The organism is Massilia sp. P1_C10 (genome assembly GCF_056406475.1).
Genome location: NZ_JBFUAC010000006.1, coordinates 200,176 through 217,973, shown reverse-complemented (window position 1 = coordinate 217,973; position 17,798 = coordinate 200,176). Strand labels below are relative to the sequence as shown.

The following is a 17,798-nucleotide window of genomic DNA, read 5'->3' as shown; positions in this document are numbered from 1 at the left end:
TCTGACCCCGCGTTTTTATTTAACCGGTATGGGCTGGCGATCCGCATGCTGCGGGAAGGCGCCGCTCTGGTGCGCGCCAAATAAAATCCGGGTCAGACCCGGTTTTTATTTTCCCAATCCAGGGCTTCGCAAGATAACAAACGGGTCTGACCCCGCGTTCAAGCCACCGCGGTACGCTTGCCTTGGCGCGAATACGTCCACGCCAGGATCACCAGCGCGCCGATGATCATCGGCAGCGACAGCATCTGCCCCGACGTGATCGGCACGCCGGCCACGTGCACTTCCCAATCCGGCACGCGGAAGTATTCGGTGAAGAAGCGCGCGCACCCGTACAGCAGCGTGAACATCGCGCCCACCGCGAGCCGCGGCCGCGACTTGCGCGCGAACAGCCACAGGATCACGAACACCAGCAAGCCATCGACCAGCATTTGATAAATCGGCGACGGATGGCGCAAGCCTTCGAGGAACACCGGCACCGGATGCAGTGGATAGCGCGTATCCGGCCATTGCATCGCCCAAGGCAGCGCGGCGTCTGCGACGCGTCCCGGCAGTTCGGCGTTGATAAAGTTGCCCAGGCGGCCGGCCGCGTAACCGAGCGGCACCAGCGGCGCGATGAAGTCGTACACGTCGAGCAGGTTGCGCTTGGCCTTGCGCGCCCACAGCGCCATTGCGATGACGACGCCGAGGAAGCCGCCGTGGAACGACATGCCGCCATGCCAGACCTTGAGGATCTCCAGCGGATCGCGCAAGAACATCTGCGGCGTGTAGAAGAACACTTCGCCGAGGCGCCCGCCGATGATCACGCCGAGCATCCCGTAGAACAGCATGTCGTCGAGGTCCTCGTTCTTCCAGCCTTGCGCTGCGATGTGCGGCTGCTTCACGCGCACGCGTCCGAGCGCGATGAACAGCGCGAATGCCAGCACGTACATCAGGCCGTACCAGTGCACGTCGATCGGGCCAATCGAGAACGCCACGGGATCGGGCATCGGGTGAATCAGCATAGTGTGTTTTTCCTTAGTAGATCCAAAAAGCCCCGCAGCACCGGCGAGTCGTTGTCGCGGCGCCAGGCGCAGCCCGTCTCCACAAGCGGAGTCGGCTCGCGCAACGCCCGGTATTCTACGCCCGGACGCATCAGGTTAGCCACGGATTGTGGCACAAGCGCCAGGCCCATGCCGGCCGAGACCAGGCTGACGATGGTTTGCATCTGTATCGCCTGCTGGCCGATCTCCGGCGTGATTCCGGCCGCGCGGAAGCAGGCGAGGATGGCGTCGTGCAGCGAGGGCGCGATCGGGCGCGGGAAAATAATCAGCGGCAGCGCCGGCAAATCCTTTAGCGAGACGGCGCCGCCAGGCGCCAGCAGGCCGTCCGGCACGGCCAGGATCAGCGGCTCGTCGAGCAGCTTCATGTAATCGAGGTCGGCGCGCGCCTTGTCGGACAGCGGCGGAATCAGCAGGCCGGCGTCGACCCGGTGGTGCAGCAGGTCGTCGACCTGCACGTCCGATGTTGCTTCCTGCAGGCCGATCTGCACGTGGGGGAACGCGACGCGGTAGCTGCGCAGGAAGGGCGGCAGCACGCTGTAATCGGCCGAAGAGACGAAGGCAAGCGCGATGCGCCCGGTTTCGCCGGCGGCCGCGGCGCGCACCAGTTCCGGCAGACCGGCGCCCTGGGCCAGCATGCGGCGCGCTTCGGGCAGCAGCGCGGCGCCCGCCGGCGTCAACTCGACGCTGCGGCGGGTGCGCAGGAACAGCGCGGCGCCCAGCAATTCCTCGAGCGCCTGGATCGTCTGAGACAGCGGCGGCTGCGTCATGTGCAGGCGCGCGGCGGCGTGGCCGAAGTGCAGTTCTTCGGCGACGGCGACAAAATAGCGCAGCTGGCGCAGTTCCAGGTTCATCATATGCGTTTCGTTTACTCTCTATGCCTTTGATATGTTTTGCGACTCACAGCAACGTGCATCATATATTTGACTTGGGGTTGTCGGCAAGGCATTCTGGAGCGATCGTTCGATAGGAGTTCACCATGGCCGACCAGCCCCGCTACAACCGCCGTTCCCGCAATATCACCGAGGGCGTCTCGCGCAGCCCGAATCGCTCGATGTACTACGCGATGGGCTACGAGGCCGAGGATTTCAACAAGCCGATGATCGGCGTGGCGAACGGGCACTCGACCATCACGCCATGTAACTCGGGCCTGCAGAAGCTGGCCGACATCGCCATCTCCACCATCAAGGCTGCGGGCGGCAATCCGCAGGTGTTCGGCACGCCGACCATCTCGGACGGCATGTCGATGGGGACCGAGGGCATGAAGTTCTCGCTGATCTCGCGCGAAGTGATCGCCGACTGCATCGAGACTTGCGTCAACGGCCAGTGGATGGACGGCGTCGTCGTCATCGGCGGCTGCGACAAGAATATGCCGGGCGGGATGATCGCGCTGGCGCGCACCAACGTGCCGAGCATCTACGTCTACGGCGGCACCATCAAGCCGGGCCACTGGAAGGGCAAGGACCTGACCATCGTGTCGGCGTTCGAGGCGGTCGGCGAATTCACCGCGGGGCGCATGAGCAAGGAAGACTTCGACGGCATCGAGCGCAACGCCTGCCCGTCGGCCGGCTCCTGCGGCGGCATGTACACGGCGAACACCATGTCGTCTTCGTTCGAGGCGCTCGGCATGGCGCTGATGTACTCGTCGACGATGGCCAATCCGGACGACGAGAAGGTCGGCTCGGCGGCCGAATCGGCGCGCGTGCTGGTCGAAGCGGTCAAGCGCGACCTCAAGCCGCGCGACATCATCACCCGCAAGTCGATCGAGAACGCGGTCTCGCTGATCATGGCAACCGGCGGCTCGACCAACGCGGTGCTGCACTACCTGGCGATCGCGCATGCGGCGGAAGTCGAATGGACGCTGGACGACTTCGAGCGAGTGCGCCTGAAAGTGCCGGTGATCTGCAACCTCAAGCCGTCCGGCCAATACGTCGCGACCGACCTGCACAAGGCCGGAGGTGTGCCGCAGGTCCTCAAGCTGCTGCTCGACGCCGGCATGCTGCACGGCGACTGCATCACCATCACCGGCCGCACGCTGGCCGAGGAGCTGGCCGAGATTCCGTCGGTGCCGGCCGAAGGGCAGGACGTGATCCGCACCATCGACAAGGCGCTGTACAAGCAGGGCCACCTCGCCATCCTGAAGGGCAACCTGGCGCCGGAAGGCGCGGTGGCCAAGATCTCGGGCCTGAAGAATCCCGTGATCACGGGGCCGGCGCGCGTGTTCGACGATGAGTACACGGCGATGGATGCGATCTTGGGCGACAAGATCCAGCCGGGCGACGTGCTGGTGATGCGCTACCTGGGTCCGAAGGGCGGGCCGGGGATGCCGGAGATGCTGGCGCCGACGTCGGCGCTGATCGGCAAGGGGCTGGGCGAGTCGGTCGGCCTGATCACGGACGGGCGCTTCTCGGGCGGCACCTGGGGCATGGTGGTCGGGCACGTGGCGCCGGAAGCGTTCGAGGGCGGCACCATCGCGCTGGTGAAGGAGGGCGACTCGGTGACGATCGACGCGCACCAGCAGCTGATCCAGCTGAATGTCGACGATGCCGAGATCGCGCGGCGGCGCGCCCAGTGGAAGCAGCCGGCGCCGCGCTACACGCGCGGGGTGCTGGCCAAGTTTGCGGCGCTGGCGTCGTCGGCCAGCAAGGGCGCTGTGACGGGGTAACGTTTACACCTGGGTCTGACCTGCGGGACTACGCGTCCCCGTCAGACCCATTCAAGCCACATCACTTGCGCTTGTTGTCGAAGGTCGACTTGATGCGGTCCTTGCGGCGCTGCTCGTCGACGTTGTGCTCTTTTTTCTTGTCGAGGCCGAGTGCCTTTTCGATGAATTCGAACCAGATGAAGGCGAACGCCATCGCGGCGGCGACCCACCACCAGGACATCTCGGCGAAACGCCAGACCTCGAAATAGCGCAGGCCAATCAGTAGTGCGATGATGATAATCAACGGCATGGGAAACTCCTTTTCGTCCTGCATCTTACAAACAAACTAGTGCCGTAGGGCAAAAAAACGCAAAACCGTTGGAGATACTGTGGTCAACGCGCCTCACGCGCCAATCGTTATCGAATGTAACGCCTAATTGATAGAGCGCGAAACACGGTAGAATGGATTTTGCTAGTTATCTTTGGAGAAATAGATGAAACGCTCACTGATGTTGTGCATGGTGTTGTCGGCCCTGGCCTCGACCAGCGCCATGGCCAATGCCGACTTGGCGAAGGCGAAAAATTGCATGGCTTGCCACGCGGTCGGATCGAAGCTGGTCGGCCCGGCCTATAAGGATGTCGCGGCAAAATATGCTGGCCAGAAAGATGCCGAAGACAAGCTCGTGGCCAAAGTCATGAAGGGCGGCTCGGGCACCTGGGGCGCCGTACCGATGCCGGCCAATCCGCAGGTGACGGAAGCTGAAGCTCACACGCTGGTCAAGTGGGTGCTGTCCCAGAAATAAAAGAGAATAGCTCAACGAAAAAGCGCGCTGCCATCGGCGCGCTTTTTCACGTTCGCGGCCAAATAACATTGGGGTCAGACCCGCTTTTAATTTGCTGCATCACGCGAATGGCCGTAAAAAAACGGGTCTGACCCTGATTTTCTTTTCAACGCAACAGCGCGCTGTCATCCTCGCGCTTTTTTACGTTCGCGGCCAAATAACATTGGGGTCAGACCCGCTTTTAATTTGGTGCATCACGCGAATGCGCGTAAAAAAACCGGGTCTGACCCCGGTTTTTCTGGGCTGGGCCCGCGTGCTTAGCGCACTACTTCCATCTTGGTCTTTTTGCCGCCCTTGTAGGTGAACAGGGTTAGCGAGCCGTCCTTGATGTCGCCCACCGGATCGAACTGGATCGTGCCGGTCACGCCCTGGTACTTGATTTTCTTCAGCTCAGGCAGGTACTTGGCAGGATCGGCCGACTTGGCGTTCTGCATCGCGGTCGCCATCACCATCACCGCGTCGTAGACGTACGGCGCGTAGATCTGCACGTCGGTGTTGTACTTCTTCTTGTAGCGCGCGACAAAGTCGGTCATGACTTTCTCCTGCGCGCCCGAGACGCCGCCCGCTTCGGCGCAGGTCACGTTGCCTTCGCCGATGCCGTCGCCCGCCAGGCGCGCCAGCGCTTCGGTGCAGACGCCGTCGCCGCCCATGAACTTGGCGTTGATGCCCAGCGCCTTCATCTGCTTGAGCATCGGGCCACCCACCGAATCCATGCCGCCGAAGAAGATCAGGTCAGGCTTCTTGGCCTTGATCGAGGTCAGGATGGCGGTGAAGTCGGTCGCGTTGGCGTTGGTGAATTCCTTGCCGACAATTTTCACGCCCGGCAGCTTGGCTTTGGCGCCCTTGACGAATTCGTCCGCCACGCCCTGGCCGTAGGCGGTGCGGTCGTCGATCACGGCGATGCTCTTGGCGCCCAGCTTGTCGACCGCGTATCGGCCCAGCGTGCCGCCCAGCTTGTTGTCGTTGGCGACGACGCGGAACGCGCCCTTGAAGCCTTGCTTGGTGTACTGCGGCGTGGTGGCCGATGGCGAAATCTGTGGAATGCCGGCATCGTTATAGATGCGCGAAGCTGGCACCGTGGTGCCCGAGTTCAGGTGCCCGATCACGCCGTTGACGTGGGCGTCGACCAGCTTCTGGGCGACGGCCGTGCCTTGCTTCGGATCGGCGGCGTCGTCTTCGGTCAGCAGCTGCAACGTGACTTTCTTGCCGTTGATCATGAAACCCTTGGCGTTCAACTCTTCGATCGCCATCTTGGCGCCGTTTTCGTTGTCCTTGCCCAGGTGCGCGCTGGCGCCGGAGATAGGCGCGACGTGACCGATCTTGACGACCTCTTGCGCACTGGCATTAGCGGCGAAGGCCAGGGCGATGGCAAGAGGAATCAGCTTGGTGGTGAACTGCATGGACATTCTCCAAAGGTTGATGTTCAGAATTTTGCGTAGGGCAAAAGGTACAACAAATTGCTGGCTTAGCAAAGGGGTAAACGTGCCGGAGCGTCGATGGGTGCACCGGGTCGGGCGGGAGAATTGTAAGGGGATGCAAGCAGCAGGGCCTGTCACGCGGCGGCGACAAGGGCGGGGTCAGGTCCGCCGGACCTGACCCCTGGTGTTGGTCGGCGGCGCCGAATTACTTGCTTAGCGACTTCAGTTGCGCCACTTCCGCCGCGACGGCCTCGGCCACTATGCGGGGCAAACTATCTCGGAGTTCCTCTTGCAGTCGCTGCATGATCCGTTCGACCAGCCGCTGTTCCAGCATCTCCCACTGCGGATCGGCTTCCTCGACGATCGTCGCAGGTTCCGAAGACGGGGGCAGGTCCGCGGGACCAGCCCCCGGGGCCAAGACCGGCTGCTCCTTGAATACTTCGGTCAACACCGGGATACTCGGATCGAAGGTCGGGCCATTGCTCATGATTTTCCTGCGACGAAGTGGGTCAGTGGGTAGGACTGCTGCTTGTAGGCGACGTAGCGCTTGCGGCCGGCCGCCGCATCGTCCTCGTCGGTCGAGATGATCTCGAACACGCGCTGGAAGCGCTCGACGTGGGCCGGCGCGCGCCGCGTCAGGTTGACCAGCATGTCGCCATGCGGCAGCTCCGCTTCGTCACTGTCGGTGACGATGATCGGCGTCTGCGCCGCGAGCGGATCGGCCGCCATCACGTGCGGCAGGAAGTCGGTCTCCGACAAGGTCCACAGCGCCTCGTTCAGCGCGCTGGCCTGGGCGGCATCCTGCGCCAACAGCACCAGCTTGCCGCCGGCCGAATAGGCCTTGCGCGCCAGCCGGCATGCGTAGGTGAGCTTGTCGGGAATATTGGTATGGAAGTCGATCCGCGTCATGGGGTCCTTAAAACTTGAAGCCGGGCGGCGTGGTCGGCAAAGGCGCCGGTGGCTTGGCCGGCGGCGCGGCAGGCTCGATATCGCGCGCCAGCGGATGCTCCTGGACCGGGGCCGGCGGCGCGGCCGGCGCCGCGGCCGGATTGCGATAACCCGCCGGCAGCCGGCGCTGGGCCGGATACGCGGCAAGGGTCAACGCCTCGTTCCACGCGCCGGCTTCGAAGCCCACGCGCTTGGCGCCGCCCACCAGCAGCAACGGAAACTGCCCGCTGCCATCGGCTTCCCTCACTTTTTTCTGGTCTTCGGCGGTGTTGACCGTCTTCTCGGCGAACGGAATGCCGCGCTGGTTCAGCAGCGCGCGGCCCTGGTCGCAGGCCGCGCAATCGCTGGTGGTGTAGAGCACCACGGGACTGCGCCGCACCGCCTGCGCCAGCGCGTAGGGCAGGGCGGCATCGCTCGCGCCGCGGTCGATGGACTTCTTCTCGACCTTGATGGCATGGTCCGGCGGCGGCTGGTCGCTGAAGTGCACGACGCCCTTCGCGTCCTTCCACTTGTACATCTGCGCGTTGGCGCTCGCCGCAAACAGCAGCAGCGCAACGCCGGCCAGGGTCGTACTCAACTTCATGCGCTCTCCGCTCAGGAACTCATTCCACTATGGCGCAGCAAGGCGTCGATGCTCGGTTCGCGGCCGCGGAAGGCCTTGAACGATTCCAGCGCGGAGCGCGAGCCGCCGACTGCGAGAATCTCTTGCTGGAAGCGCTTGCCGGTTTCCGCCGACAGGTCGCCGCCGCCCGCCGCCACCGCTTCTTCGAAGGCGGCGTAGGCGTCGGCGGACAGCACTTCCGCCCACTTGTAGCTATAGTAACCGGCAGCGTAGCCGCCCGCGAAAATATGTCCGAACGAGTGCTGGAAGCGGTTGAACGCCGGCGGCATCATCACCGAGAACTTCTGGCGCACGTCGTTGATCAGCTCCTGCACCGTCTGCGCGCTGGCCGGATCGTAGTCGTAGTGAAGGTGCATGTCGACCAGCGAGAACTCGACCTGGCGCAGCGTCTGCATCCCGGACTGGAAGTTTTTCGCGGCCAGCATCTTGTCGTACAGCGCGCGCGGCAGCGGCTCGCCGGTCTTCACGTGCGCCGTCAGGTTCTGCAGCACTTCCCACTCCCAGCAGAAGTTTTCCATGAACTGCGACGGCAGCTCCACCGCATCCCATTCGACACCCGAAATGCCCGACACGCCGATCTCGTCAACCTGCGTCAGCATGTGATGCAGGCCGTGTCCGAATTCGTGGAACAGCGTGGTCACTTCGTCGTGCGTGAACAGCGACGGCTGCTCGACGCCATCGACGGTGGCCGGCGGCGTGAAATTGCAGGTCAGGTAGGCGACCGGGGTTTGCAGCTGGCCGCCCGTTTCCAGGCGCCGGCCGCGGGCGTCGTCCATCCAGGCGCCGCCGCCCTTGCCGCTGCGCGCGTACAGGTCGAGGTAGAACTGGCCAACCAGCTTGCCGGCGCGCTCGATGCGATAGAAGCGCACGTCCGGATGCCACACCGGAGCGCTGTCTTCCTTGATCGTCACCGAGAACAGCGACTGCACCAGCTTGAACAGGCCGTCGACCACTTTCGGCTCGGGGAAGTATTCCTTCACTTCCTGCGCCGAGAAGGCGTAGCGCTGCTCGCGCAGTTTTTCCGACGCGTAGGCAAGGTCCCAGGCTTCGAGCTGGTCGATGCCCAGATTGTCCTTGGCGTAGGCGCGCAGTTCGGCCAGGTCCTTTTCCGCGTACGGACGCGCGCGGCGCGCCAGGTCTTCGAGGAATTCGATCACGTGCTCGGGGCTCTGCGCCATCTTCGGCACCAGCGACACTTCGGCGAAGTTGCGGTAATCGAGCAGCTTGGCTTCTTCGTCGCGCAGCTTCAGCAGGGTCGCGATGTTGGACGTGTTGTCCCACTTTTCCAGCTCGCTGAACACGCTGCCCATTTCGGACGCCTTGGTCGCGCTGGCGCGGTAGATCGTCTCGCGCAGGCTGCGCTTGTCGGCGAATTGCAGGATCGGGAAGTAGGACGGGAAATGCAGCGTGAACTGGAAGCCCGGCTTGCCGTCCTTCTCGGCGGCGGCGCGCGCGGCCTGCTTCACGTCGTCCGGCAGGCCGGCCAGGTCGGCTTCGTCCTCGACCTGCAGCTTGTAGTCGTTGGTCGCGTCGAGCACGTTCTCGGAGAAGCGCGTCGACACGGCGGCATGCTGCTCCTGGATGTCGGCGAAGCGCGCCTTCTTCTCGGCGGGGAGCTCGGCGCCGCCCAGGCGGAAGTCGCGCAGCGCGTTCTCGATGATTTTTTTGCGGGCCGGCGACAGGTTCACATATTCCGGATTGGCCTTCAGCGCCTTGTACTTGGCGAACAGCGCCTCGTTCTGCGCCAGCGCGGTCCAGAACTCGGTGACCTTCGGCTGGTTCTCGTTGTAGGTCGCGCGCAGTTCGGGCGTGTCGACGACGTTGTTCAGGTGGTTCACCACGCCCCAGGCGCGGCCCAGCTTCTCGGTCGCGTCTTCCAGCGGAATGGCGAACGAGTCCCAGGTCACGTGCTCGCTCGGCGCCTCAAGCTGCGCGACGACGGCGCTGGCGTTGGCGATCAGCTGCTCGATCGCGGGCGTGACGTGTTCCGGCTTGATCGTGTCGAAGCGCGGCAGGCCGGAGAAGTCGAGCAGGGGATTCGTGGTGTCGGTATTCATAAGCTCTCTTCCAGTAAAGGGTTCGGGATCAGCGTTCGGCCGCTTCCACGGTGTTCATCAGCAGCATGGTGATCGTCATCGGCCCGACGCCGCCCGGCACCGGGGTGATGTGCGACGCGATTTCGCGCACGCCGGCAAAATCGACGTCGCCGCACAATTTGCCGTTGTCGTCGCGGTTCATGCCGACGTCGATGACGATGGCGCCCGGCTTGACCATGTCGGCCGTCAGCGTGTTGCGCCGGCCGACCGCGGCCACGACCACGTCGGCCTGGCGCGTGTGGTAAGCCAGGTCCGGCGTCGCGCTATGGCATATGGTGACGGTGGCGTTCGCTTGCAAGAGCAGCAGGGCCATCGGCTTGCCGACGGTGTTGCTGCGGCCGATCACGACGGCGTGTTTGCCGCGCAGGTCGAAGCCGGTGGACTCGATCAGCTTCATGCAGCCGTACGGCGTGCACGGGCGGAAGCCGGCCAGGCCGGTCATCAGCTCGCCGGCCGACAGCACCGAGTAGCCGTCGACGTCCTTGGACGTGGAGATGGCCTCGATGACTTTATGGGGATTGATGTGGCGCGGCAGCGGCATCTGCACCAGGATGCCGTGGATCGCCGGGTCGGCGTTGAGCGCGGCGACGCGCTCGAGCAGGGAGGCTTCGGACAGGTCGGCGTCGTATTTTTCCAGGGTCGAGTGGAAGCCGACGTCGGCGCAGGCCTTCACCTTGTTGCGCACGTAGACCTGGCTCGCCGGGTCTTCACCGACCAGGATCACCGCCAGTCCCGGCTGTTTTCCGCGCGCAGTCAGGGCGGCGGCCCGGACGGCGATCTCGCTGCGCAGTTGTTGGGAAAGGGCGACTCCATCGATCAATTGTGCGGGCATGGCGGATAGGCTAAGAGCAGAGGGGAACCGAGATTATATGACGTTGGTGTCAGGTCCTGCGCGACCTGACACCATTTTGGAACGCGACGCGGCCAAAACGCAGGCGCGATAAAGCCGGCGGCGGCGACAAAAAATGGAGTCAGGTCGGGCGGACCAGACCCCTGCGGCAACAGCCATTTCCCTACGAGAAAATACGTCAATTCCACACTATGAAATCATATATCGTAATTTGAAATTAGCCCAAAACACTGTTAAAATCCTCACACACGCGCAAAGTATTAGTAAATAATCAGCAAAAACGTCCGCCGCCGATCGACGAATCTGGCAGGGCGCCCCACCACAAGGAGACGCATCAATGTCAGCTCAACTCGACCAGTTGACGGCCCAGGCCGCCAACGATCCGGACACCCTCGAAACCACAGAATGGCTCGAAGCGCTCGAAGCCGTCATTGAAAATGAAGGTCCGGAACGGGCCCACTACCTGATGGAGCGCCTGGTCGACCTGGCTCGCCGCCGCGGCGCGCAGATCCCGTTCTCCAGCAACACCGCATACGTCAACACCATCCCGGCGCACCAGGAAGCGCACTGCCCGGGCAATCTCGAATATGAAGAGCGCCTGCGCTCGTGGATGCGCTGGAACGCGATGGCGATGGTGGTCAAGGCCAACCGCGCCGACGGCGACCTCGGTGGCCACATCTCCTCGTTCGCCTCGCTGGCGAACATGCTGGGCATCGGCTTCAACCACTTCTGGCACGCCCCGACCGAAGACCACGGCGGCGACCTGCTGTACATTCAGGGCCACTCCTCCCCCGGCATCTACGCGCGCGCTTTCCTCGAAGGCCGCCTCTCCGAAGAGCAGCTGCTGAACTTCCGCCGCGAAGTCGACGGCAAGGGCCTGTCCTCGTACCCGCACCCGAAACTGATGCCGACCTTCTGGCAGTTCCCGACCGTGTCGATGGGTCTGGGCCCGCTGATGGCGATCTACCAGGCGCGCTTCCTGAAGTACCTGCACGCCCGCGGCATCGCCGACACCGGCAACCGCAAGGTCTGGGTGTTCTGCGGCGACGGCGAGATGGACGAGCCGGAATCGATGGGCGCGATCGGCATGGCCGTGCGCGAACGCCTCGACAACCTGGTGATGGTCGTGAACTGCAACCTGCAGCGCCTCGACGGCCCGGTGCGCGGCAACGGCAAGATCATCCAGGAACTCGAAGCGGACTTCCGCGGCACCGGCTGGAACGTCGTCAAGGTCGTCTGGGGCCCGGGTTGGGACGAGCTGCTGGCCAAGGACAAAAACGGCATCCTGCAGCGCGTGATGATGGAAACCGTCGACGGCGAATACCAGAACTACAAGGCCAAGGACGGCGCCTACGTGCGCAAGCATTTCTTCGGCAAGGATCCCGAGCTGCTCAAGATGGTCGCCAACATGACCGACGACGACATCTGGCGCCTGACCCGCGGCGGCCACGATCCGCACAAGATCTATGCCGCCTTCAAGAACGCGCAAGAGAACAAGGGCACGCCGACCGTGCTGCTGGTGAAGACCGTCAAGGGCTTCGGCATGGGCAAGTCGGGCGAGGCGCGCAACACCGCGCACCAGACCAAGAAGCTCGATGACGAGGCGATCCGCGAAATGCGCGACCGCTTCGCCATCCCGATCCCGGACGACAAGCTGGCCGAGATCCCGTTCTTCAAGCCGTCCGACGACGCGCCTGAAATGAAGTACCTGCACGAGCGCCGCGCGGCCCTCGGCGGCTACCTGCCGCAGCGCCGTCCGAAGGCGGACGAGCAGCTGGTCGTGCCTGAACTGTCGGCGTTCCACAACGTGCTTGACGCCACCGCGGAAGGCCGCGAGATCTCGACCACGCAAAGTTTTGTCCGCATCATCTCGACACTGCTGCGCGACCCGAGCCTGGGCCAGCGCATCGTCCCGATCCTGGTCGACGAATCGCGCACCTTCGGCATGGAAGGCCTGTTCCGCCAGATCGGCATCTTCAACCAGCAGGGGCAGTTGTACGAGCCGGTCGACAAGGACCAGGTCATGTACTACCGCGAAGACAAGGCCGGCCAGATCCTGCAAGAGGGTATCAACGAAGCCGGCGGCATGGGCTCGTGGATCGCCGCCGCGACCTCGTACTCGACCAACAACCGCGTGATGATCCCGTTCTACACCTTCTACTCGATGTTCGGCATGCAGCGCATCGGCGACATGGTGTGGGCGGCGGGCGACATGCGCGCACGCGGCTTCCTGATGGGCGGCACCGCGGGCCGCACCACGCTGAACGGCGAAGGCTTGCAGCACGAAGACGGCCATAGCCACATCTTCGCCGCGACCATCCCGAACTGCATGCCGTACGACCCGACCTTCGCCCACGAAGTCGCGGTGATCGTGCACGACGGCCTGCGCCGCATGGTGACCAACCAGGAAGACGTGTTCTACTACATCACGCTGATGAACGAGAACTATCCGATGCCTGGCCTGCGCCAGGGTTCGGAAGAGGGCATCCTGAAGGGCATGTACCTGCTGCAGGAAGGCGCTGCAGAATCGAAGATCCGCGTGCAGCTGATCGGCTCCGGCACCATCCTGCGCGAGTCGATCTTCGCCGCCGAACTGCTGGCCAAGGACTGGGGTATCGCAGCCGACGTCTGGTCCGCTCCGTCGCTGACGATGGTGGCCCGCGACGGCGCCGACTGCGAGCGCTGGAACCTGGTCAATCCGACCGCCGAACCGCGCGTGCCATATGCGACCCAGCTGCTCCAGAACACCAGCGGCCCGATCGTCTCGACGACCGACTACGTGCGCCTGTTCTCCGACCAGATCCGTCCGTACGTGCCGAAGGGCCGCACCTTCACCGCGCTGGGCACCGATGGTTTCGGCCGCTCCGATTCGCGCGTCAAGCTTCGCGAGTTCTTCGAGGTGAACCGCTACTACGTCACCGTCGCCGCACTGAAGGCGCTGGCCGACGACGGCACGATCGACAAGTCGGTGGTCGCAGAAGCGGTGGCCAAGTACGGCATCGATCCGAACAAGCCGAATCCGGTAACGCAGTAATCAGCCTGTCGAAAATGGGGTCAGGTCCGCCGGACCAGACCCCGTTGCGCTCTCTCGCTAAAACGAATAACAACGGAGTCATGCCATGAGCATTGTCGAAGTCAAGGTCCCGGATATCGGCGACTTCAAGGAAGTGGAAGTAATCGAACTGATGGTCAAGCCAGGCGACACCATCAAGGTCGACCAGTCGCTCGTCACGGTCGAATCGGACAAGGCCAGCATGGAGATCCCGTCCAGCCACGCCGGCGTGGTCAAGGAAATCAAGATTAAAGTCGGCGACAAGGTCGCCGAAGGTTCGCTGGTACTGCTGCTTGAGACGGCGGACGCCGCCGCGCCGGCGCCTGCCGCCGCACCTGCGGCGGCGCCTGCGCCAGCCGCGGCGCCTGCGCCGGCCGCCGCACCTGCACCCGCTGCAGCGGCGGCGGGAACCACCAGCATCGTCGAAGTGAAAGTGCCGGACATCGGCGACTTCAAGGAAGTCGAAGTCATCGACCTGATGGTCAAGCCGGGCGACACCATCAAGGTCGACCAGTCGCTGATCACCGTCGAATCGGACAAGGCCAGCATGGAGATCCCGTCGTCGCACGCCGGCGTGGTCAAGGAAATGAAGGTCAAGGTCGGTGACAAGGTCGCCGAAGGCTCGATCGTGCTGCTGATCGAGACGACGTCCGCCGGCGCACCAGCCGCAGCCGCACCTACGGCTGCACCTGCCGCGGCTCCAGCATCCGCACCTGCGGCCGCTGCTCCGGCAGCCGCGCCGGCCACGTCGGCCGCCGCACAAATCGACGCATCGAAAGCGCACGCATCGCCATCGATCCGCAAGTTCGCCCGCGAACTGGGCGTGGACCTCGGCCGCGTTGGCGGCAGCGGTCCGAAAGGCCGCATCACGCAGGAAGACGTGCAGAAGTTCGTCAAGGGCGTGCTGGCCGAGTCAAGCGCGCCGACCGCCAAGCCAGCCGGCGGCGGCACCGGCGTCGGCCTCGACCTGCTGCCATGGCCTTCGCTCGACTTCAGCAAGTTCGGCCCGACCGAACTGCAGCCGCTGTCGCGCATCAAGAAAATCAGCGGTCCCAACCTGCACCGCAACTGGGTGATGATCCCGCACGTGACGCAGTACGACAAGTCCGACGTCACCGACCTCGAACAGTTCCGCGTCGATTCGAACGCCGCGCTGGCCAAGGCCAAGTCGACCGTCAAGCTGACCATGCTGGCCTTCGTCATCAAGGCCAGCGTCTCGGCGCTGAAGAAATTCCCGGCGTTTAACTCGTCGCTGTCGGAAGACGGCGCGAACCTGATCCTGAAGCAGTACTACAACATCGGCTTCGCGGCCGACACGCCGAACGGCCTGGTCGTGCCGGTGCTGAAGGACGCGGACAAGAAGTCGGTTTCGCAGATCGCCACCGAAATGGGCGAGCTGTCCGCGCAGGCGCGCGACGGCAAGCTGAAGCCAACCGACATGCAGGGCGCAAGCTTCACCATCTCGTCGCTGGGCGGCATAGGCGGCACCTACTTCACGCCGATCATCAATGCGCCTGAAGTGGCGATCCTGGGACTGTCGAAGACCGCCATGGAACCGGTATGGGACGGCAAGGAGTTCCAGCCGCGCCTGATGCTGCCGCTGTCGCTGTCGTACGACCACCGCGTGATCGACGGCGCCATGGGCGCGCGCTTCACCGCTTACCTGGCCGACGTCCTGGCCGACCTGCGCAAAACCCTGTTGTGATTGGAGCGCACGATGAGCACAATTGAAGTGAAAGTCCCGAATATCGGCGACTTCAAGGAAGTTGAAGTGATCGAGGTGATGGTCAAGCCGGGCGACACCATCAAGGTCGACCAGTCGCTGGTCACGGTCGAATCGGACAAGGCCAGCATGGAGATTCCTTCCAGCGCCGCCGGCGTGGTCAAGGAGATCAAGGTCAAGGTCGGCGACAAGGTGGGCGAAGGCTCGCTGCTGCTGATGCTGGACGAAGCCGGCGCCGCGGCGCCTGCGCCCGCCGCAGCCGCGCCGGCTCCGGCCGCTGCGCCGGCATCGGCTGCCGCGCCTGCCGCCGTCTCCGTCCCTGCCGGCAGCTACACCGGCAAGGTCGACGTCGAATGCGAAATGATGGTGCTGGGCGCCGGTCCCGGCGGCTACTCCGCCGCCTTCCGTTCGGCCGACCTGGGCATGAACACGGTGCTGGTCGAGCGTTATTCGACCCTGGGCGGCGTGTGCCTGAACGTCGGCTGCATTCCGTCGAAAGCGCTGCTGCACGTGGCCGCGATGATCGACGAGGCGGCCGCGATGGCCAAGCACGGCGTCACCTTCGCCAAGCCTGAAGTGAACATCGACGAGCTGCGCGGCTACAAGGAAAACGTCATCAAGAAGATGACCGGCGGCCTTGCCGGCATGGCCAAGGCGCGCAAGTGCACCGTGGTGCAGGGCGTCGGCAAGTTCGTCAGCCCGAACCACATCGAAGTGACCGCGGCCGACGGCAGCAAGAAAGTCATCGCGTTCCAGAAGGCGATCATCGCCGCCGGATCGTCGGTGGTGAAGCTGCCGTTCGTCCCGGAAGATCCGCGCATCGTCGATTCGACCGGTGCGCTGGAGCTGCGCGCGGTGCCGAAGAAGATGCTGGTCATCGGCGGCGGCATCATCGGCCTCGAGATGGCGCACGTGTACTCGACGCTGGGCGCGCGCATCGACGTCGTCGAAATGCTCGACGGCCTGATGCAGGGCGCCGACCGCGACATGGTCAAGGTCTGGCAGAAGTTCAACGAGAAGCGCTTCGACAAGATCATGACCAAGACCAAAACGGTCGGCGTGGAAGCGCTGCCCGAGGGGATCAAGGTCACGTTCGCCGCCGCGGAAGAGGGCGCAGCCGCGCCGGAACCGCAGCTGTACGACATGGTGCTGGTGGCTGTCGGCCGCAGCCCGAACGGCGGCAAGATCGACGCCGGAAAGGCTGGCGTGACGGTGACCGATCGCGGCTTCATTCCGGTCGACCGCCAGATGCGCACCAACGTGCCGCACATCTTCGCGATCGGCGACCTGGTGGGCCAGCCGATGCTGGCGCACAAGGCGGTGCATGAGGCGCACGTCGCGGCCGAAGCTGCGCACGGCGAGAAGGCATTCTTCGACGTCAAGGTGATTCCGTCGGTGGCTTACACCGATCCGGAAGTGGCATGGGTCGGCATCACCGAAGACGAGGCCAAAGCCAAGGGCATCAAGCTGGAGAAGGGCCACTTCCCGTGGGCCGCGAGCGGACGTGCTGTGGCCAATGGCCGCGACGAAGGCTTCACCAAGCTGCTGTTCGACGCCGAGACGCATCGCATCGTCGGCGGCGGCATCGTCGGCACGCATGCGGGCGACATGATCGGCGAGATCGCGCTGGCGATCGAGATGGGCGCCGACGGCGTCGACATCGGCAAGACGATCCACCCGCACCCGACGCTGGGCGAATCGATCGGCATGGCGGCGGAAGTGTACGAAGGCGTGTGCACGGACTTGCCGCCGGTGCGCAAGCGCTAAGGCGAAGTTGTCGCAAAAACGGGGTCTGGTTCCTGCGAACCAGACCCCGTTTTCTTTTTCACGCGTCGCGGCCCAAGGTCCGGGGTCAGGTCCGCCGGAGCGACGGGGACGCCGAGTCCCCGGGTCTGTCGCCGCCGCGTGATTACTTGAGCACGCCGCGGTAGAACAGGTCGAGGCGCTGCTCCAGCTCGCGCATCACCTGCGCACGCGAGACCTTCACCGGCGCGAACAGCCAGCGGCTGAACCGGTCGCCCTCGATGCAGCTGAGCAGATGCACCGCCAGCATGTCGATATCGAGATCGTCGCGCAGCTGCGCGCGGATATCCGGACGCGAGAAAAACCGCACCAGCATGTCGCGTGTCTGCTTCGGCCCCGCTTCGAAAAAGGTCTGCGCCAGCTCCACATTGCCGGGCGCGTCGGCGATCACCATGCGCTGCATGCTGATCGCTTCCGGCATCGTGATCAGGTCGAGGAAGTGCACCGCGAAGTCGTGCACGATGTCCTTGAATGGCCGCTGGTCTTCGTCCAGGTCGTGCGTGTCGAAGAAGCGCTCGCGGTTGGCCACCAGCACGGCGTTGAGCAGCCCGGCCTTGCCGCCGAACTTCACGTAAATGGTGCGCACGGCGACGTGGGCTTCGCGCGCCAGCATTTCCAAACTGACATTGCGATAGCCGTGTTTCAGGAACAGCTGGCCCGCCGTGTGGATGAGTTCCTGCGTGCGCGCCTCGCGCTCGCTGCTGCGCGGACGGCCGGCGCACTTGGCGGCGGCGATGATGGAAGATTCGTTAGACATGCGCCC

15 protein-coding genes are annotated in these 17,798 nt (G+C 64.1%); 5 read left to right on the top strand and 10 right to left on the bottom strand.

Going from position 1 to position 17,798, the window contains the following annotated elements; all coding sequences use genetic code 11:
- Nucleotides 1-158: 158 nt before the first annotated feature.
- Together lgt and AC1D02_RS15240 are read right to left on the bottom strand one after the other, a co-directional pair.
- A complete protein-coding gene (gene lgt / locus AC1D02_RS15245) occupies nucleotides 159-1,001 on the bottom strand; it encodes a prolipoprotein diacylglyceryl transferase (protein ID WP_477318282.1) in 843 nt (280 codons plus the stop codon).
- Entirely contained in the window at nucleotides 995-1,891 is an 897-nt protein-coding gene (locus AC1D02_RS15240) for a LysR family transcriptional regulator (protein WP_477318427.1), read from the bottom strand. Before AC1D02_RS15240 ends, lgt begins: the two co-directional genes overlap by 7 nt.
- Nucleotides 1,892-2,016: 125 nt before the next feature.
- On the opposite strand from AC1D02_RS15240, the gene ilvD reads away from it, so the two are divergent.
- A complete protein-coding gene (gene ilvD, locus AC1D02_RS15235; protein WP_477318280.1) occupies nucleotides 2,017-3,702 on the top strand; it encodes a dihydroxy-acid dehydratase in 1,686 nt (561 codons plus the stop codon).
- Between the two features lie 61 nt (nucleotides 3,703-3,763).
- On the opposite strand, the gene AC1D02_RS15230 is transcribed toward ilvD, so the two are convergent.
- Nucleotides 3,764-3,991 carry a TIGR04438 family Trp-rich protein gene (locus tag AC1D02_RS15230; RefSeq protein WP_477318278.1) on the bottom strand — a complete coding sequence of 76 codons (228 nt, stop codon included), beginning with the start codon at nucleotides 3,989-3,991 and terminating at the stop codon, nucleotides 3,764-3,766.
- Nucleotides 3,992-4,175: 184 nt separating this feature from the next.
- Between AC1D02_RS15230 and AC1D02_RS15225 the strand changes: the two genes are divergently transcribed.
- Nucleotides 4,176-4,484, top strand: coding sequence for a c-type cytochrome (locus AC1D02_RS15225; protein ID WP_477318276.1), 309 nt, complete (start codon nucleotides 4,176-4,178; stop codon nucleotides 4,482-4,484).
- Between the two features lie 296 nt (nucleotides 4,485-4,780).
- On the opposite strand, the gene AC1D02_RS15220 is transcribed toward AC1D02_RS15225, so the two are convergent.
- The 6 genes from AC1D02_RS15220 to folD form a co-directional block, all read right to left on the bottom strand.
- Complete coding sequence (locus AC1D02_RS15220; protein ID WP_477318274.1) at nucleotides 4,781-5,923, bottom strand: branched-chain amino acid ABC transporter substrate-binding protein; 1,143 nt, start codon at nucleotides 5,921-5,923, stop codon at nucleotides 4,781-4,783.
- Between the two features lie 223 nt (nucleotides 5,924-6,146).
- Nucleotides 6,147-6,428, bottom strand: a complete 282-nt coding sequence (locus AC1D02_RS15215; protein WP_477318272.1) for a hypothetical protein — start codon at nucleotides 6,426-6,428, stop codon at nucleotides 6,147-6,149.
- Entirely contained in the window at nucleotides 6,425-6,850 is a 426-nt protein-coding gene (locus AC1D02_RS15210; RefSeq protein ID WP_477318270.1) for a DNA polymerase III subunit chi, read from the bottom strand. The genes AC1D02_RS15215 and AC1D02_RS15210 overlap by 4 nt, the downstream gene beginning before the upstream one ends.
- Before the next feature lie 7 nt (nucleotides 6,851-6,857).
- Nucleotides 6,858-7,472 carry a DUF4124 domain-containing protein gene (locus tag AC1D02_RS15205; RefSeq protein WP_477318268.1) on the bottom strand — a complete coding sequence of 205 codons (615 nt, stop codon included), beginning with the start codon at nucleotides 7,470-7,472 and terminating at the stop codon, nucleotides 6,858-6,860.
- 11 nt (nucleotides 7,473-7,483) lie between these two features.
- The gene (locus tag AC1D02_RS15200; RefSeq protein ID WP_477318266.1) at nucleotides 7,484-9,568 is read right to left on the bottom strand and encodes a M3 family metallopeptidase; all 2,085 of its coding nucleotides are present in this window, start codon (nucleotides 9,566-9,568) and stop codon (nucleotides 7,484-7,486) included.
- A 28-nt stretch (nucleotides 9,569-9,596) separates the two neighbouring features.
- The gene (gene folD / locus AC1D02_RS15195) at nucleotides 9,597-10,439 is read right to left on the bottom strand and encodes a bifunctional methylenetetrahydrofolate dehydrogenase/methenyltetrahydrofolate cyclohydrolase FolD (protein WP_477318264.1); all 843 of its coding nucleotides are present in this window, start codon (nucleotides 10,437-10,439) and stop codon (nucleotides 9,597-9,599) included.
- 355 nt (nucleotides 10,440-10,794) lie between these two features.
- Between folD and aceE the strand changes: the two genes are divergently transcribed.
- The 3 genes from aceE (at nucleotide 10,795) to lpdA (ending at nucleotide 16,999) form a co-directional block, all read left to right on the top strand.
- On the top strand, nucleotides 10,795-13,491 hold the full coding sequence (gene aceE, locus AC1D02_RS15190; protein ID WP_477318262.1) for a pyruvate dehydrogenase (acetyl-transferring), homodimeric type: 2,697 nt from the start codon (nucleotides 10,795-10,797) through the stop codon (nucleotides 13,489-13,491).
- 85 nt (nucleotides 13,492-13,576) lie between these two features.
- Complete coding sequence (aceF, locus tag AC1D02_RS15185) at nucleotides 13,577-15,214, top strand: dihydrolipoyllysine-residue acetyltransferase (protein WP_477318260.1); 1,638 nt, start codon at nucleotides 13,577-13,579, stop codon at nucleotides 15,212-15,214.
- Between the two features lie 12 nt (nucleotides 15,215-15,226).
- A complete protein-coding gene (gene lpdA, locus AC1D02_RS15180) occupies nucleotides 15,227-16,999 on the top strand; it encodes a dihydrolipoyl dehydrogenase (protein WP_477318258.1) in 1,773 nt (590 codons plus the stop codon).
- Between the two features lie 142 nt (nucleotides 17,000-17,141).
- Here lpdA and AC1D02_RS15175 read toward each other — a convergent pair whose 3' ends face one another.
- On the bottom strand, nucleotides 17,142-17,792 hold the full coding sequence (locus AC1D02_RS15175; RefSeq protein ID WP_477318256.1) for a TetR/AcrR family transcriptional regulator: 651 nt from the start codon (nucleotides 17,790-17,792) through the stop codon (nucleotides 17,142-17,144).
- Nucleotides 17,793-17,798 lie beyond the last annotated feature (6 nt).

Bases quoted from the DNA above. Each gene is read 5' to 3' on its own strand.
- lgt (WP_477318282.1), bottom strand. From the start codon at position 1,001: ATGCTGATTCACCCGATGCCCGATCCCGTGGCGTTCTCGATTGGCCCG.
- AC1D02_RS15240 (WP_477318427.1), bottom strand. From the start codon at position 1,891: ATGAACCTGGAACTGCGCCAGCTGCGCTATTTTGTCGCCGTCGCCGAA.
- ilvD (WP_477318280.1), top strand. From the start codon at position 2,017: ATGGCCGACCAGCCCCGCTACAACCGCCGTTCCCGCAATATCACCGAG.
- AC1D02_RS15230 (WP_477318278.1), bottom strand. From the start codon at position 3,991: ATGCCGTTGATTATCATCATCGCACTACTGATTGGCCTGCGCTATTTC.
- AC1D02_RS15225 (WP_477318276.1), top strand. From the start codon at position 4,176: ATGAAACGCTCACTGATGTTGTGCATGGTGTTGTCGGCCCTGGCCTCG.
- AC1D02_RS15220 (WP_477318274.1), bottom strand. From the start codon at position 5,923: ATGCAGTTCACCACCAAGCTGATTCCTCTTGCCATCGCCCTGGCCTTC.
- AC1D02_RS15215 (WP_477318272.1), bottom strand. From the start codon at position 6,428: ATGAGCAATGGCCCGACCTTCGATCCGAGTATCCCGGTGTTGACCGAA.
- AC1D02_RS15210 (WP_477318270.1), bottom strand. From the start codon at position 6,850: ATGACGCGGATCGACTTCCATACCAATATTCCCGACAAGCTCACCTAC.
- AC1D02_RS15205 (WP_477318268.1), bottom strand. From the start codon at position 7,472: ATGAAGTTGAGTACGACCCTGGCCGGCGTTGCGCTGCTGCTGTTTGCG.
- AC1D02_RS15200 (WP_477318266.1), bottom strand. From the start codon at position 9,568: ATGAATACCGACACCACGAATCCCCTGCTCGACTTCTCCGGCCTGCCG.
- folD (WP_477318264.1), bottom strand. From the start codon at position 10,439: ATGCCCGCACAATTGATCGATGGAGTCGCCCTTTCCCAACAACTGCGC.
- aceE (WP_477318262.1), top strand. From the start codon at position 10,795: ATGTCAGCTCAACTCGACCAGTTGACGGCCCAGGCCGCCAACGATCCG.
- aceF (WP_477318260.1), top strand. From the start codon at position 13,577: ATGAGCATTGTCGAAGTCAAGGTCCCGGATATCGGCGACTTCAAGGAA.
- lpdA (WP_477318258.1), top strand. From the start codon at position 15,227: ATGAGCACAATTGAAGTGAAAGTCCCGAATATCGGCGACTTCAAGGAA.
- AC1D02_RS15175 (WP_477318256.1), bottom strand. From the start codon at position 17,792: ATGTCTAACGAATCTTCCATCATCGCCGCCGCCAAGTGCGCCGGCCGT.